Annotated in this window: 9 protein-coding genes; 1 reads left to right on the top strand and 8 read right to left on the bottom strand. The window is 59.3% G+C overall.

All coding sequences use genetic code 11. The annotated features are described in order from the left end of the window. Nucleotides 1-342 precede the first annotated feature (342 nt). A complete protein-coding gene (locus tag ACMLHG_RS08010; protein ID WP_417170172.1) occupies nt 343-840 on the top strand; it encodes a hypothetical protein in 498 nt (165 codons plus the stop codon). A 517-nt stretch (nt 841-1357) separates the two neighbouring features. Here ACMLHG_RS08010 and ACMLHG_RS08005 read toward each other — a convergent pair. The 8 genes from ACMLHG_RS08005 to ACMLHG_RS07970 all read right to left on the bottom strand — a co-directional run. Further along, nucleotides 1358-3019, bottom strand: coding sequence for a right-handed parallel beta-helix repeat-containing protein (locus tag ACMLHG_RS08005; RefSeq protein ID WP_417170171.1), 1662 nt, complete (start codon nt 3017-3019; stop codon nt 1358-1360). Further along, entirely contained in the window at nt 3016-6144 is a 3129-nt protein-coding gene (locus ACMLHG_RS08000; RefSeq protein WP_417170170.1) for a right-handed parallel beta-helix repeat-containing protein, read from the bottom strand. The genes ACMLHG_RS08005 and ACMLHG_RS08000 overlap by 4 nt, the downstream gene beginning before the upstream one ends. 17 nt (nt 6145-6161) lie before the next feature. After that, nucleotides 6162-7142: a prepilin-type N-terminal cleavage/methylation domain-containing protein gene (locus ACMLHG_RS07995; RefSeq protein WP_417170169.1), complete on the bottom strand. Its 981-nt coding sequence runs from the start codon at nt 7140-7142 to the stop codon at nt 6162-6164. A gap of 7 nt (nt 7143-7149) precedes the next feature. Continuing rightward, the gene (locus ACMLHG_RS07990; protein WP_417170168.1) at nt 7150-8313 is read right to left on the bottom strand and encodes a GntR family transcriptional regulator; all 1164 of its coding nucleotides are present in this window, start codon (nt 8311-8313) and stop codon (nt 7150-7152) included. Nucleotides 8314-8664: 351 nt separating this feature from the next. Further along, the gene (locus tag ACMLHG_RS07985; RefSeq protein WP_417170167.1) at nt 8665-9417 is read right to left on the bottom strand and encodes a carbohydrate-binding family 9-like protein; all 753 of its coding nucleotides are present in this window, start codon (nt 9415-9417) and stop codon (nt 8665-8667) included. After that, nucleotides 9414-12278, bottom strand: coding sequence for a DNRLRE domain-containing protein (locus ACMLHG_RS07980; protein WP_417170166.1), 2865 nt, complete (start codon nt 12276-12278; stop codon nt 9414-9416). The genes ACMLHG_RS07985 and ACMLHG_RS07980 overlap by 4 nt, the downstream gene beginning before the upstream one ends. An 18-nt stretch (nt 12279-12296) precedes the next feature. Beyond that, nucleotides 12297-13031 (bottom strand): type II secretion system protein, encoded by a 735-nt coding sequence (locus ACMLHG_RS07975; RefSeq protein ID WP_417170165.1) that lies wholly within the window; start codon nt 13029-13031, stop codon nt 12297-12299. 13 nt (nt 13032-13044) lie between these two features. Further along, nucleotides 13045-14125: substrate-binding domain-containing protein (locus tag ACMLHG_RS07970; RefSeq protein WP_417170164.1), on the bottom strand; the 1081-nt coding region annotated here is incomplete at its 5' end.

The raw sequence follows: 14125 nt of genomic DNA, 5'->3' as shown, positions 1-14125 counted from the left end.
GATTGAGGAGTTGGCGGGCGAAGCCCGACAAGTAAGGCCCGCGAGGGCCGCGTGCGGATCAGTATCAACCGACTTGGGTCTTCTCACGGGCGGGGAGGTCCGGAGGGCGTCCGGCCCTCCGGCTCCCGCGAGCAACATTCTCCTACGGCAAGTCAGACATCCCGCCTCCATCCTGTTCGCGCACCATAGAAGCTGGATTTTCTGCCCGGTACGTCTTTCATCATCCGCGAAGAACTTGGGAATATGCGTGCAATTTGTTCAGCGAAGGCTTGCAAAAGAGAAAAATCAGGATTATACTTGCTTCTGAAATGGATACGGCGGTGTCAGTTATGGTGATGTCAAATGAGATCTTTACAAGCTCATAGCTGGGCCTTTATCATGGCTGCAAACATTCTGGTGGCATCTGTTTTTGCAAAAAATATGATCAGTTTTCCTCTCGGGTATGATTTCTCATGTTCCTATGGCGTACCTCTGGCAATATGGGAAATATATTTACAAGATCACGTGGAACATTTTCGTTTTATCAACGGAGCTTACAAAGTAAGTGCAGTTTGTATTGGAGACCGCTCTCCCATATTGAATTTTCTTATTGACGCAATCATTTCTCTCGCGGTATTTTATCTTCTGCAAAACCAGGAAGAAGCAAACCGGGTGGTGCGTCTGTTGCGGAAATATTCCTTTATTTTGACGTTTTTTCTTTCTCTTTCGTTGTGGGCAAGTGTTTTTATTTGCCGGGAGTACTTTCTATATCGTTTTTTATATCTAGCTGTTGTCTTTTTTGAAACGCTATTAGCGTTATTGGTGATCATCAAACTTCTGTGGGGCGCGAAACAGGATTGAGGCGGGATGTTCGGCTTCTGCGAGGAAAGATTCGTCGCGGGAGCCGGAGGGCCGGGCGCCCTCCGAACCTCCCCGCCCGTGAGAAGACCAAAGTCGGTTGATACTGATCCGCACGCGGCCCTCGCGGGCCTTACTTGTCGGGCTTCGCCCGCCAACTCCTCAGTCGCCGGAGGGGCTTCGCTCGACTCCGTTCGACTGCGTCGCAATTGCTCCTTGCTGCTTTGCGTTTCGCAAAGCAGTTCTCTCACATGCGCTCGCGGCGCTGACCGCGCTTGTTCCCGTGAGAAAGCCGGGTTGCGGAGGGAAATACTGACCGGGCTTGTTCCCGTGAGAAAGCCGGGTTGCGGGTGGAAATACTGACTGCGCTTGTTCCCGTGAGAAAGCCGGGTTGCGGGGGGAATACAGGCCGAGCTTGTGCCCGCAAGACGACCGTGCTTGACAGGGTGTGGGCCTGGTCGTAAAGACATTTTCAGCGGCGCTGGACCGTGCTCCGTGCACAGTCCAGGCCGCAATGGATCTATTTCGAAGTGACGTTGGCGGAGTTGACGATCCAGACCGGTTTCAGCCCCGAGAAGCCGAGGTTGGCGCCGGGCGTCTTATCGCCGTATGCGGTACGGGTCAGGCGGTTGTCCTGCAGCTTCACCCCGTCGGCGGCGAAGAGGAAGATTCCGGCCGCCGGACAGTTTTCGATGCTGTTTCCGGTGATCGTGATGTTCCGGTTCCCCTTGAAGGGGCTGGTGTAATCCTCCAGCCGCGCAAAGACGCTGATCGCTCCGTTGGCGTAGGAGTCAGGCTGCAGCATCATGTTGCGGCCGACGTCGCGGATCACGTTGTTCCGGATTTGGATGTTCTTCACCCAGCCCGCTTCGCGCCAGTAGCCGTATTCGGCGCCGGCGGTGATCGCCGCATGTTTGATCCGCTCGAACCGGTTGTTTTCGATCACGCCGTCGGAAGCCATGATCCGGAGCCCCCGGCCGCGGTGATCGTGAAAGTAGGAGTCCCGGATCTCAAACCCGTTCGCCCCGATCGCCGGAATGTCGAAGAACTGCCCCTCCTTGACCGCCGTTCCGCCCGGGGCGAGCTTGACTTCGTAGGCGGTCCAGTCCCGCAGGCCGTCGCCGCGGTTGAAGTAGAATTTCTTCAAGGTCTCCCGGTCGTATTTCCGCGGAGACGGGCGGAAGCTCTCGATGACCGCTTCCCCGATGACCGAGTAGTCGGAGGGATCGAGCAGCCGGAGTTTGTCGCCGGGGCGGATGATCCGGGGGAAGCCTTCCGACTTGTAGGGGCGCAGCGTGTCGAACGTGGTTCCGTTCAGCACCCGGACCACCGGCAGCGCCACCGAGTGGAGGTTGACCGAATCGTCGCCCATGAACGAGAAGTCGCAGTTCACCAGTTTCGGGCCGCGGCGGATGTAGGCGTAGTTCAGCCCGTCGGCACAGGTGGAGAGCAGACGATCCGCCTTCGCCCCCTCCGGGCGGGGGCCGCGGGTGAGCTTCACATTGACCAGCTCGTCGCCGCCTTCGCTGAAGCGGTTGCAGAAGCCGAGGCTCGGGCAGGTGTAGATGGTGAGGTCCTCAAACCGGATCGGACCGCAGGCGGTCAGATAGACCGCGCCGTTCTTTCGCATGTTCAGCGCCAGCTTGTCCCCCGGCGCGAGGGCGGGTTCCGGCTTGTTGGCGCGGAACCGGCCGTGGCGGGCGTCGAGGATCTCCGTCTTGCCGTAGAGGTCGGCGGCCTCCAGTTTCCAGCTCTTCCCATCCTTCTGGAAGAGGTGCGGGTGGCCCACCGCATACGCCGCGGTCAGATCCGGATAGCCCTCGTCGATGGCGAATTCGATCTGCCGACAGTCCGGGGAGACCGCGGTGATCACCCCCTGCGTGAACGGAAGCGGATCGTAATCGATCGTCAGATTTTTCACCGTCGTGTTGCGGCAGCCGTTCAGCCGGAGTGCGTGGACCGGCCGGGTCATCACCAGCTTTGCGCCGTTGCCGTCGATGGTGACGCCGTCAAGTTTGCGCAATTCGATCGTTTTTGCCGAGCGGTACTCCGGTCGGGTGAGCTTTATCACCTTCTTCCCGGCGGAAATTTGCGTGTTGATCTCCTTTTGCAGTTCCGACTGCGCGGCAGTCAGCACGGTTCCTGCCAGCAGAGACAGAATTGCGAACGTGAATTTTTTCATCGGGCGTCAGCTCCTTTTTTGACGATTCCGGCCGGGGTGGCCTCATATTGTTTCAAGCGGTCGTAGATCTTCCAGACCGATTCGGGCAACTTGGAGCCGATCCGCTGTGAACGGCGGTTGACGGCATGGGGATTCTCGCTCGACTTGCGGCCGGTAAGCTGGAATTCTTCCGTCTTCGAATTGCGGTCCAGCTGAAGTTTCGTCAATTCCGGCGAGGTGCCGGGCACCTCCGGCTTCCCCCGGAACCAGTGGCCGGCCGTCGGCGCGTAACGGTTCCCGGCCAGCCGGATGCGCCGCGCCGTCGGCTGATCGGGTAGCTTCACGTAGTAGCGGGCGAAGCCGCGCAACAGCGATTTCTCCACGCTCAGAGCACCGGTGGAGAAACGCGATTCCAGTGAGATGAATCCGGTGCCGTTCCGCATCGTGCAACCGAAGAAGGTCAGCGTGCCTGCGCTCAGCGTCGCCAGATTGTTTTTTCTGTTGCCGATCAGCGTGCAGTTGTTGAACAGGATTTTCGACCGTCCATGCTGCCAGATCAGCTCTGCCGGTTCCGGGTCGGCGATCAGGCACTCGTCGAAGAGGGCCGACGCGTCGTCGCTCAGAAAGACCGCCGCCTCGAAGGTGCTGTCGATCAGCACGCACCGCTGATAGGTGCCGTTGCTCTGGCCGACGTTGCAGACCGCGGAGCTCGCGCAGTTCACCGCGCCGCACTCCTCGTAGTAGACGTCGCTCGCGTCGTGGATCGACATCCCCTGACCGCAGCTGTTGTAGGCGAGGCAGTTGACATACATCGCATGTTTCGGCGTTTCCGCCGCGTCGAAGCCGTCGTTCCACGAGAACATCATCGTGAAGTTGCGCACGATCGTGTGACTGCGGTGGATGTAGAAGCCGTAGTTGGCGGGAAGCTGGATCTTGAGATCGGCAAGCTGTTTCCCGGCGGGGAGATGGTAGAGCACCTTGCGTTCCTTCTTGTTCCACCAGAATCCGTTGGGGGTTTTCTCCAGCGATTCCCGGTCGAGCAGGTTCGGGGCGGCCTTCCCGTCCACGAACCAGATCTGGGTGCCCGGCAGCCAGTAGTTCTTGCTCATATCCCGGCGGAAGAGGTTGCTCATCGGGTCGAAGGGGAGCGAATAGATTCCCTCCGCCTCGCGTTTCCACGCCTCCGCCGGAATCACCGCGAGACCGGAGATCACTGCGCCGTTCCCTTCCACCACCAGCGGCTGTTCCGCCGTGCCGCCGCGAAGCAGCCGCAGTCCGCGCGGCTTCCCCGGGCCGTCGTAGGGGAGCGAATAGGGGGTGCCGGTGTTGACGATTTCGATGCGTCCACTGGTTTGAACCAGCTTGCAGGCGCGTTCGATCGAGGCGAGCGGTTTCTCCCGGGAGCCGTCGTTGGCGTCATTCCCCTTGAGATTATCCACGTAGAGAGTCGGTGCCGCTTCTTGCCGAATTTGATTGTTTTCGCAGCGGATGTTTCGTGAGCCGAAAAAACCGATTGGTTTCGGGGCCCATCTTATTCCGTATTGTCTGCCGGTGCGCGCATCGTTTCGGTATGCGGTATTGACCAGCTCGTTTCCTTTGATGAGAACATTTTCCGCCGCCGCCAGAAAGATTCCGCTCAAAGGGCAGTTTCGGATCGTGTTGTCTTCAATCCTCAGATTGCGGTTGCCGGGAAATACCGGCAGTGCCGGATCGTTCCGTATGAAGGTGCAGATTGCTCCCGCCGTGTAACTTCCCCCCTTCCACGCACTCGCACCCAGGCAAACAGAATCGATCCGATTGCCGCGGACTGTCACATTGTCCACCCAGCCGGATTCGTCCCAGTAGGCGTATTCAGGACCTATGCTGATTGCACTGTTTTCCAGATGCGAGATGGTGTTGTTCTCGATGATTCCATCGCCCGCCATCAGACGGATTCCCCGTGCCCTGTGGTTGGAGAAACGGTTGTTCCGGATCTCGAAGCCCGGACAGTTTATCGCCGGAAAATCCAGCAGATCACCGGTCTGCACATCCGCGTCTTTCAGCTCCAGAGCACAACAGATCAGCGATGCAGGCTTCTGGTGCGGAAAGTACTTCGCCAGTACTTCCGGATCATCGAATTTGACCGGACGGACAGCGTTCAATCTAGTTTTCCGCCTGATTTCATAGTTCCCTGGTTTCAGAACCAGAACCGTATCGCCCGGCTGAAACAGTTCAACAGCTTTTTTTGCGACGGGGGGAAGGCAGATGATCGGGTTTCCATCCGGCGTCAGTGCAACAACCTTCCGGGGAGAACCATGCAGATTGATCGAATCATCACCGATCGCGTTCACTTCACAATTTTCAATTGTCGGCCCCCGGCGTGAGGCAGCGAAATTGAATGCATCAGCGCAGGTTGCCATGAGACGCGGTTCCGTTGCTCCCTCCGGAGGAGGACCGGGCACGATCCGGAATCTGCGGACCGTCACGTTTCCGGTGCTTCGGCGGCTCATGATGCCGAAACCCGCATTGTAAACGGTAATGTCTTCCAGCCGGATGTCGCCGGCGAGGTCATCGATTTTGAATGCCGCTCCTTTCCGGTAATTCAGCACGATGTAATCACCGACCTGAATTCCATTGACAGGAGCGGTATATTCGATGACGCCGCTGTCGGCGTTGATGGCACGGACTTCCCGGCAGTCACCGGAAGAAAGCGAATTTCCCCATTTGAACTTTCTGGTCTTCCGATCGAAAAAGTGCGGATGCCGGTTGATGAACTGTTTCCCCATTCGCGGATAACCGTCATGCAGTCGGAAATAGTAGCGTTTTCCCTCGATCTTCGTGATGGTTCCCTGCGTGAACAGTAACGGCTGGTGATCGACCGCGAATCCAGATACTTTGACGTTGTGGCAGCCGGAGAAGTAAAAAAGTTCCGTGGGAGCCCGGAGGATCAGCCGGGTCTGCTTCCCTCCCCGAATTTCCAGATCCCGGATTTTCGGTCCCAGCCGGCATGGGGTGAATTTGACATAGATGTCGCCGTCAGGGAGTGTGATGACTCGTTCCCCCGCCCGGTAACGTTCTTCGATATAGTTGCGCAGATTGATTTCCGCGGAATTCAAAGCGAGGAAGAGTGAGCTGATGAGAAGCAGTGCAAAGGGTTTCAAGCGCATGATGGGGATTCCTTTTTTCATTCCGTTTCGATATGATCCAGCACCAGATCCGGACTGTAGGTGCCGCCGGTGAACGGCATGCTGCCCTGGAGAAGCTGGTCGCCGGAGCGTGAAGCGGCGTGTCCATCGGCATATCCCATGTTGGCCTGGTTGGAGTGGCGACGGATAATCGCCATTCTGGAGGAGCTTTGCGCGGTGCCGAGCGTGGAGAACGAACAGCCCTGCACATTGAAAAATTTTGAGTTGGAGAGATTGGCCGATGCGCAGTCTCCGGCGATCGCCGTTTGAGTCGGTTTTCTCATTTTCTTGGTGGAAAAGGTTCTTGTCGCCCAGGAGCTGGCGGAACTGGTGTTGACGAAGTCTCCCAGTTCTTCAATCAATTTGACAATCCCCGGTTTCGAAAGGTCCGTGGTATTGTAGCCGATGTAGACCCCGTATACGGAATAGAGTGCGGTGTTGCCGTCTTTATACCCGTTGTCGGCGGAACGGAACACCTTGTCCCCCGTAACTGATGGACAGCCCATGCTGCGCCAGTTAAGGTAACCGCCTCCCTGACTCAGCAGCCCCGAAATTGAGCCGGAACGGGCCAGCAGCGTTGCGTAATTTTCGTATTTTGTTCCGTAAATGACGCTGTGGACCATGTAACCGGCATAATCAGAGGCGTAGGAACTCTGACCGAGCGTGAGTTGCTTCAGATTCGACAGGCAGTTTGCCGCCCGTCCTCGTTCCCGTGCTTTGTTCAATGCCGGAAGCAGCATTGCCGCCAGGATTGCGATGATTGCAATAACAACCAACAATTCAATCATGGTGAATCTTGGATGTGCGATGTCGGCGCGCGGGGTGATGGGATGTTTTTTTTTCGGCTTCATCGAAAACTCCTTTCCAATATCCAACAGGTTGTTCTGGTGAAATCTCTCAACATATTTTTCATCTGGAGGCGCCGGGGAGCGGCTGCCCGGCACCTCTTCTTCGTCTGTGAACCATATCCGCTGTGCCAATGGAACTTCATGAAAGGACTATCAGCTCCGGGACCACCAAAATATTGCCCGGCTTCCAGTCCGCCGGGGCATTCAGGCGGGCGAGCAGCCGCCCGGTCATGCACCGCCCGATCTCGTTGTTCCGTTTGTCCACCGTGAGCGGCGGAGTGTAACTCTCAAACTGCTTCCAGCCGCTGAAGGCGATTTTGTTGTCGTACCCTGCGATCACAACATCCTTGCCGGGCGTTTTCTCCAGCAGACGGAGCGCCGTTGCCAGAATCGGCACATCCCAGTCGGTTTTGGTCAGCAGTGCGTCGGGGGAATTCCCGCCCGGCCCGAACTCATCCAGCAGATAGCCTGCCGCCAGCCGGACCTCCTCCCGGAACCGGCTTTCGCTCCAGGCGTCTCCGTCGTCGTAATGACGCCCCCAGTAAGCATTTTCCGGGAGCGGACGCGGTTCCAGACCGGCCTCCCGCATGGCGGTGCAGTAACCGCGGAAACGGTCGGCAACCCAGTATTCCTGACGATTGGCCGGCAGGTAGCAGAGAACGCGCCGGCAGCCGCGCCGGATCAGCTCCGCCGTCAACAGCCGGGCCCCCTCGGCGTGATCCGGCAGCACATGATCGACCCGCGGGAAGAGTGTCTTGTGAACCGACGCCACCGTCGGCAGGCCGGATTCGGCCAGTTGGCGCGCCGCCGCATCGAATTCCGGCGTGGGGTGGGCGGAAGAGAAAAACAGCGCGCCGCCGGGGCGGATCTGCGTCAGTTCCTCCAATTCACCGCTGGTCAGCCGGGAGCCGTTGAGCCAGAGCGAGTGCATGTTCTGCGCCATCAGCTCTTCGAGTGCGCCCGCCTGAATGGCGTCCATGAAGCCGGAATTGCGCTTGCGGATGGCGTCGTCCTTGTCGGTGGAGCTGAAGAGGATAACCGTCCGGTTCATCAGGGAGGTGCCCCGCGCGGCGGGGCGGGAGACCACGTGCATCCGGCGCCCCCGCTTCTCCAGAATGCCGCGTGCGGCGAGCTCTGCCAGCCCGGAGCGGACCGTGCCGCGTGCGACGCCGAACCGTTCCGCCAGCAGATTCTCCGCCGGAACCTCCGCATCCGGCGGCAGTTCCTGTTTCCGGATCAGTTGCAATACATTCCGGATCACCTGCTCGCGCGGAGAACATGTTGTATCGTTTGTATAATTCATGTACAATCTTCGAGGTTGATTCTACATTAATTATACAATATTCGATGGGCCATGTCAACCCCTCCGGAAAAAAATATTGAAAAAAAGGGTCCCGGCGGGGCAGGCCGCCGGGACCGGGCGATGAGGATGGCTGGCTCCCATGTCGTCAAGGGAATCCATGCTTTGGAAGACCATTTGTCAATATTCCGCCGGAGTGCGGATCATCCGGTATGAGCTTGGTGCGTTCTGAGCCGGTTCCGTCGAATCTTTCGGTTGAAATCTTCGCAAAGCACCGGCCGGCGACCGCCGAAGAACGGAAACCGGAAAGCGGGGACTCGTTCCGGCAGAAGTGAAATCCCCGGGCAGGCATGGTTATTCGGTCAGGCGCAGAGGGCCGAGACTGGAGGGTGCGGCGGCCCAGCCGCGGACTTGAGTCGGAAAGAGCGAAAGCGGCAAATAGGCGGCTCCATCGGTTCCGGTTGCGGGAATGTTCCGGGAACGAAGCTCCGGGGCGGAGAGCCGCTCGTAGCGGAGCAGGTTGCCGCGCAGCCGTTTGCCGTTGCCGGGGCGGAACGGCGCGAGGACTTCCCACGGAATTGCCAGCTCGACGGTCCAGACCAGTCGTCCGGCGGCGATCTGCCGGATGGTGACGGCGGATTTCAGGCCGGAAATGTCATAAGAGGTGGCAACTTCGAGGCGGTTGTCCCGGTTCCAGCGCACGAGCGCGTCGTAGATTACACCGTTGGGGGCGATGGAGAGTTCGAGCAGACGGTTCCCATCGGGAAGGGCGAGCATCAGTTCGCAAATCTCGCTTTCATAGAGAGGATCGTCGCGCTTGGCGAAGCGGGTTTCGACTGCGTCGGTGGAACAGACGAAGGCGGCGTAAAGGTACTTTTCGTCCCACAGCAGCCGCACGATCGTCAGGTAGTTTTCGACGATCAGGTTGTTGAGCTTGCCGTTGTGGTCGCCAAGGTTGTACGGCACGGCGCGGTCGAACCACAGGGATTCGAGCTTGCCGTCGATGACCGGCAAAACGGCGGTGCGGCGCAGTTCCGCTTCTTCGAAGAGCCGCGCGCCCGAAACTGTGGCGGCGTAGAACAGCAATAGCAAAACCAGATTTTTCATCGCTGCTTCTCCCCGGCGAACCGGATCGACTGCTCCGCTCCGGGAGCGGCGAAGCGGAAACTGCCGTTGCCGGCGGCTTCGACCGGATAGGGGCGATGAGAGGGCAGCGCCTCGGCGTCGCCGGTTACGCCCGGCAGCCGGACGTTCCACGGTTCGGCGGAAGCCCCGCCGTTCGGATTGGCGAGCCCCTCTTCTCCGACGAAGCCGTAGCTCGCGGCAGTGATGCCGCGCCGGTTGGCGATGAGGATCGAATCGGAATTGGAGACGGCGGCCAGCAGTTTCCCGTCGAGCTTCAGCTCCCTGCCGCCCCAGAGAATCCATTTACCGGAGCGGGTGACCGCCGCAAAACCGTCGGGACGCAGTGCTTTGACCTCGACTTCCATGCCGTTCGGCGCGTCGAAGACGATGTCGAGCGGGCCGCCGGAATCGGTGTTGCCGATCACGACGACGGAGGGCCACACGCTGGCGCGGAATCCGGCCGGATCGATCCGGTGATGCAGCATCCGTTCGGTTGCGGCTTCACCGATCACGTCGTTGGCCTCAAATTCCTGCTGGAGCAGCGGCCAGTAAGGAAGTTCGCCGCGCATCGTGTAACCCTGGCTGGTTCCGTACAGCCGTCGCATCACACGCATGCCGTCGAAGGTCAGGCGGTTGTTGCCGTCGATTCCCATCAGATTGAAGAATTTATCGCCGTAGACCAATTCATTGAGCGGAATATAGGTGGTACCTTTTTCGAGCTTGAGGTTTTTCGCGTCGAAGAAGCCGCGCGGATAGGCTTCGGCGAAATCGTAGCTGTCGAGATACTGCTCCTGCCCGTCCTCGGTGCCGATTATCCAAGCGGGGTCTTCGGCTCGGATCTGATGGAACGCCTCCTTGTAGGCGCGGAAGTTGCTGTCTTTTCCGTAGTATTCGTACCCGGCGAGGTCATTGAAGTCGAGATAAGGGCTGGAGCCACCGATCTGGTCGACGAAAATACCGCCGTAGATGGCATATTTTTTAAAGTGGTCGAAGGTGTTCCGATTGCCCGGCAGGATGAACTGCGGCGAAACCATCCGCAGCCGCGAACCGCTCCAGAAGCTGAAAGGCTGGATTTCGCCGTTGAGCTGGCGGACCGACTGGGTGATCCGGTAGGTGTCGGACTCCTCGTCGAAGTTGATCGGATTCATATAGTAGGTGACCGGGCTGCGGTTGGCGCGGGTGAACGCCGCGAACTTTTCAAAGGCAGCGTTGCCGCCGTTGCGTTCCGAGACCGGGAAAAGGTCCGGGTACCCGACGTCGAAGGCCCCCCACCAGCCGTCGTAACGGTAGGCGGGCTTCACACCGTACTGGGTTTCGAGGCTGCGGATGAATTTCTCCGCGTCAGCGAAGCCGACGGAGAGTTTGGCCCGCTCTTTTTTGACCGCCAGCGGCACATGTTTATTGCCGCCGAACGCTTCAAATCCGGCGATTTTGACTTTGCCGTCGAAGACCGCGTTGGCGAGGGCGGGACGGGCGGCGAGCTTTTCCGCAGCGGAAACCTGTGCCCACGGCTGTTTTCGCGCCCAGTCGGCGTAGACCGCCGCGAAGTCGTGGTAGTCGCATTTGCCGAACGGGACGAATACGTAGGGGAAGGGCAGTTCGTAGCGCCCCGAGCCGTCGAGCCAGGGCCGTTCGCGCCAGCCCAGCACGAGTTTGCCGTCGCGTTCTTTGCCGTGGGAGGCGAATTTCAAAAAGCCGAGCGCATCCTCCACATACCAGAGCAATCCGGCGTCGGGCGTGTAATGGCCCATGAACTGCATCCACATATGGCCGGGGGCGGGGCGTTCCACATAGTTTTTGATGAGGTCGCCGCGCAGCAACTGCCCGTAGCGGTAGGGCCAGACGATCCGGCTGTCCGGAGTGGCGGCCAGTCCTCCGATGCGGCCGATCACCAGATTCGGCGTGCCGGTCCACCCTTTCGGCGATTCGATCGTGTAGGTCAGGTTCAGCCGGTCGCCGGATTCGGGAATCGCGTAGCGGAAGGTGATGCTTGCCCTGCCGCACCGATAGGTGCGGGTGGCGGAGTCGGCGGTCTCCGAGCTTGCGGTCAGCACGGCGTTGGCGGCATTGTAGGTTTTGCCGCCGAACTGGAATTCCCAGAAGCGGACGGAGGGAATCCGGATGGTCGCCCCGTCACGCTCCAGAAATTCCGGGTTGCCGTCGGTGGCGAAGCCGACCCGGATCGCTTTCCCCCGCAACACCGCCGGTTTCGGCCGTCGGTTCACACTCAGCTCCGGCGGGGCGAAGGTGCCGTGCTCTTTCGTGGCGAAAGCCTGCACCTGAGAACTTTCCGTCCGGCGCACCAGCAGGAAAGTGACAGCCTTTCCTCTGTTGGCATTCAGGAACTCCGTTAGGGCAGCGGAGTCGAATCGCAGCTTGTCGCCCGGTTTGGCGTTGGCCAGGAGCGTGGCGTCTCCGACCGGAATCACTCCCTCCGGGGGAGGAACGTCACGGCCGACCGGAAAGTTGTTTTTGACGCCGGGAGCGTTTGCGAAGGTTACGGCGTTCTCCTGCCATTCCGGTGTGCCGACAGCGTAGAGCCGGAAATCGTATTTCCAGCGGTTGCTCTGTGCCCCCTGGCTGGAGAGCGTCAGCGTAATCCGGGAGTCGGTCACCGGCTCGGCGAGCCTGGAGAGATCAAAGCGGAAGAGCGCACAGCGGGTCAGCGCCGGTGCGGAATTCTGATCGCGTTTGATCATCATCTCCGGCTGCTTGCCGAAATTCCGGTTCCGCTTGCTGAATTCAAGTCCGGCGTCGGCCCCGCCGTCGGCGGTGGTGAGTATTGTCGCGGCGGCCAATGCCGAGCCGAAACCGAGCAGTAAAATGGAAAGCTGTGTTTTCATCGGGAACTTCTCCTGTCATCAGTTGGCAAAGCCGGGAACGGTCCAGCGGACGCCGTACATGCCGACCTCCGGCTGGCCGAGACTGCGGACGCTGTTGTCCGTAAAGGCGACATTGGCCTGCCTGGCGTGGCGCAGAATGATCGACTTCGGAGCGCCGCCGTATGCCATGTCCTGGTATTTGTCCACTTCGCCGTTACGGTCGAGGTAGTGGCTCTGGCGGTAGTTTGCATCGGCTCCGCCCGCCCGCTGCGAGTCAGCGACCAGAACCCAGCGCGAGGGATGCCGGATCTGGCTGAGCTTCTGGCGCAGCCCGTTGGCGTCGCGGCCGGGGGGGAGATTTCTGATCTGTTCGATATCCACCTGCGCCAGGCCGTAGACCTCATGAAGCTGGGAGTTGTCGGAGATATCGCGGAATACAAACGGCTCCGACGCGGGGCAGACGAAAACCGATGCCTTGCCGTCCACCGGTTTCGGCAGGTAGTTCTGGCCGATTTTAATATCCCAGCCGGAAATTACCATCCACCATTTGCCGTAGTTCTTCTGGTTGCCTACCCACTGGATCGGCGGCAACCAGTCGTTGAAATCCCCCGCGTAGAGCATCAAGCCGTTGCCGACCTGTTTCAGATTGTTGACACAGGTGGTCGCCCGGGCCCTGTCCCGTGCGGAGTTCAGCGCCGGAAGCAGCATCGAGGCGAGGATCGCAATAATTGCTATTACTACTAACAATTCGATCAAAGTGAATTTCTTCCGCATATTGCCTGCCTTTCTATTTTGAGGGGTGGTTTGCTAGGGGATGCTCTTTGACGGATTCGCCGGGCCGAATCACATCCGAAGCGGCACTTCGATAAAGCAGTCGGTCGGGTTGCGGGTGGCTTCCGAGATAGTGGCCGAAGATTTGACGGATCATCGGAGCCGGATCGGGCATATCCACCGTGGTCAGGGAGGGAATGGCCATGCGGGCCTCCTCGGTTTCCCCCCAGCTGACCACAGAAATGTCCTCCGGTACCCGGATCGCGTGTTCGTGGAAGCAGCGCAACGCGGCGCGGGCAATCGGCGTGGTCAGGCAGAACAGGGCATCGGCATCGAGTTCGCCACGTGCGATCACGCCGTTGAGCACATCGTAAGCGTGGGGCATTGACCATACGAACGGGGCGACCGGGTCGTTGTGGAGCCGCCCTGTGCAACCGTGTTTTTTCAGTGAGGCGCGCCATTGGGCGATGCGGGCGTCTACGGTGGGACTGGCGGGCTGCGTGTTGAGGCAGTCGATCCGGCGATGGCCGCGTTCGTACAGATATCGGATAAGTTCGTCGATGGCGGCGGGATTGAGTCCGTCCAGACAGCGGATGCCGTACCGGGTCAGGTCGTGGAAAAGCGTGACCAGACGGTCGGACAGCTTTCTTAGTTTTTCCAGAAACAGAGGATCCGCGCTGTCGAACTGCAGGAAGATCAGGTCGAACCCCCCGGCAAGTCCTTCGTACAACAGCGGATCGGCATCATGACAGTAGACGATCTCGCGGAAGCTGCATGCGAACTCTCCCGCCGTTTTGCAAATTGCGTTGCGCCAGACAGAATCGGATGTCACGTTGATCGGGTGGATGAATGCCACCTTCATTGCACTTCGCAGAGAGCCGGGACGATTGCAGATTTCGAGGCGGCTGTTGTCGGCACGGTACAAGACACCGTCAGTGATCAGCTTCTGGACCGCTTGCCGGGCGGTCAGGTAGCTGACGCCGATCTCCGCCGCGAGTTTCGGAACTCCGGGCATCGCGCAGAAATTGTAGTCACCGTTTTCGATCCGCCGTTTCAGTTGCTCGGCGATTTGGACATATTTGAGTTGCGGAGCCATC

Source organism: Victivallis sp. (genome assembly GCF_048170485.1).
Taxonomy (GTDB): domain Bacteria; phylum Verrucomicrobiota; class Lentisphaeria; order Victivallales; family Victivallaceae; genus Victivallis.
The sequence above is the reverse complement of the archived record's forward strand: the minus strand, read 5'-3'. Positions and strand labels throughout refer to the sequence as shown.

What these genes read in the sequence shown, in the direction of transcription:
- ACMLHG_RS07980 (WP_417170166.1), bottom strand. Translation starts at nt 12,278, where the DNA reads ATGAAAACACAGCTTTCCATTTTACTGCTCGGTTTCGGCTCGGCATTG.
- ACMLHG_RS08010 (WP_417170172.1), top strand. Translation starts at nt 343, where the DNA reads ATGAGATCTTTACAAGCTCATAGCTGGGCCTTTATCATGGCTGCAAAC.
- ACMLHG_RS08005 (WP_417170171.1), bottom strand. Translation starts at nt 3,019, where the DNA reads ATGAAAAAATTCACGTTCGCAATTCTGTCTCTGCTGGCAGGAACCGTG.
- ACMLHG_RS07985 (WP_417170167.1), bottom strand. Translation starts at nt 9,417, where the DNA reads ATGAAAAATCTGGTTTTGCTATTGCTGTTCTACGCCGCCACAGTTTCG.
- ACMLHG_RS07990 (WP_417170168.1), bottom strand. Translation starts at nt 8,313, where the DNA reads ATGAATTATACAAACGATACAACATGTTCTCCGCGCGAGCAGGTGATC.
- ACMLHG_RS07975 (WP_417170165.1), bottom strand. Translation starts at nt 13,031, where the DNA reads ATGCGGAAGAAATTCACTTTGATCGAATTGTTAGTAGTAATAGCAATT.
- ACMLHG_RS08000 (WP_417170170.1), bottom strand. Translation starts at nt 6,144, where the DNA reads ATGCGCTTGAAACCCTTTGCACTGCTTCTCATCAGCTCACTCTTCCTC.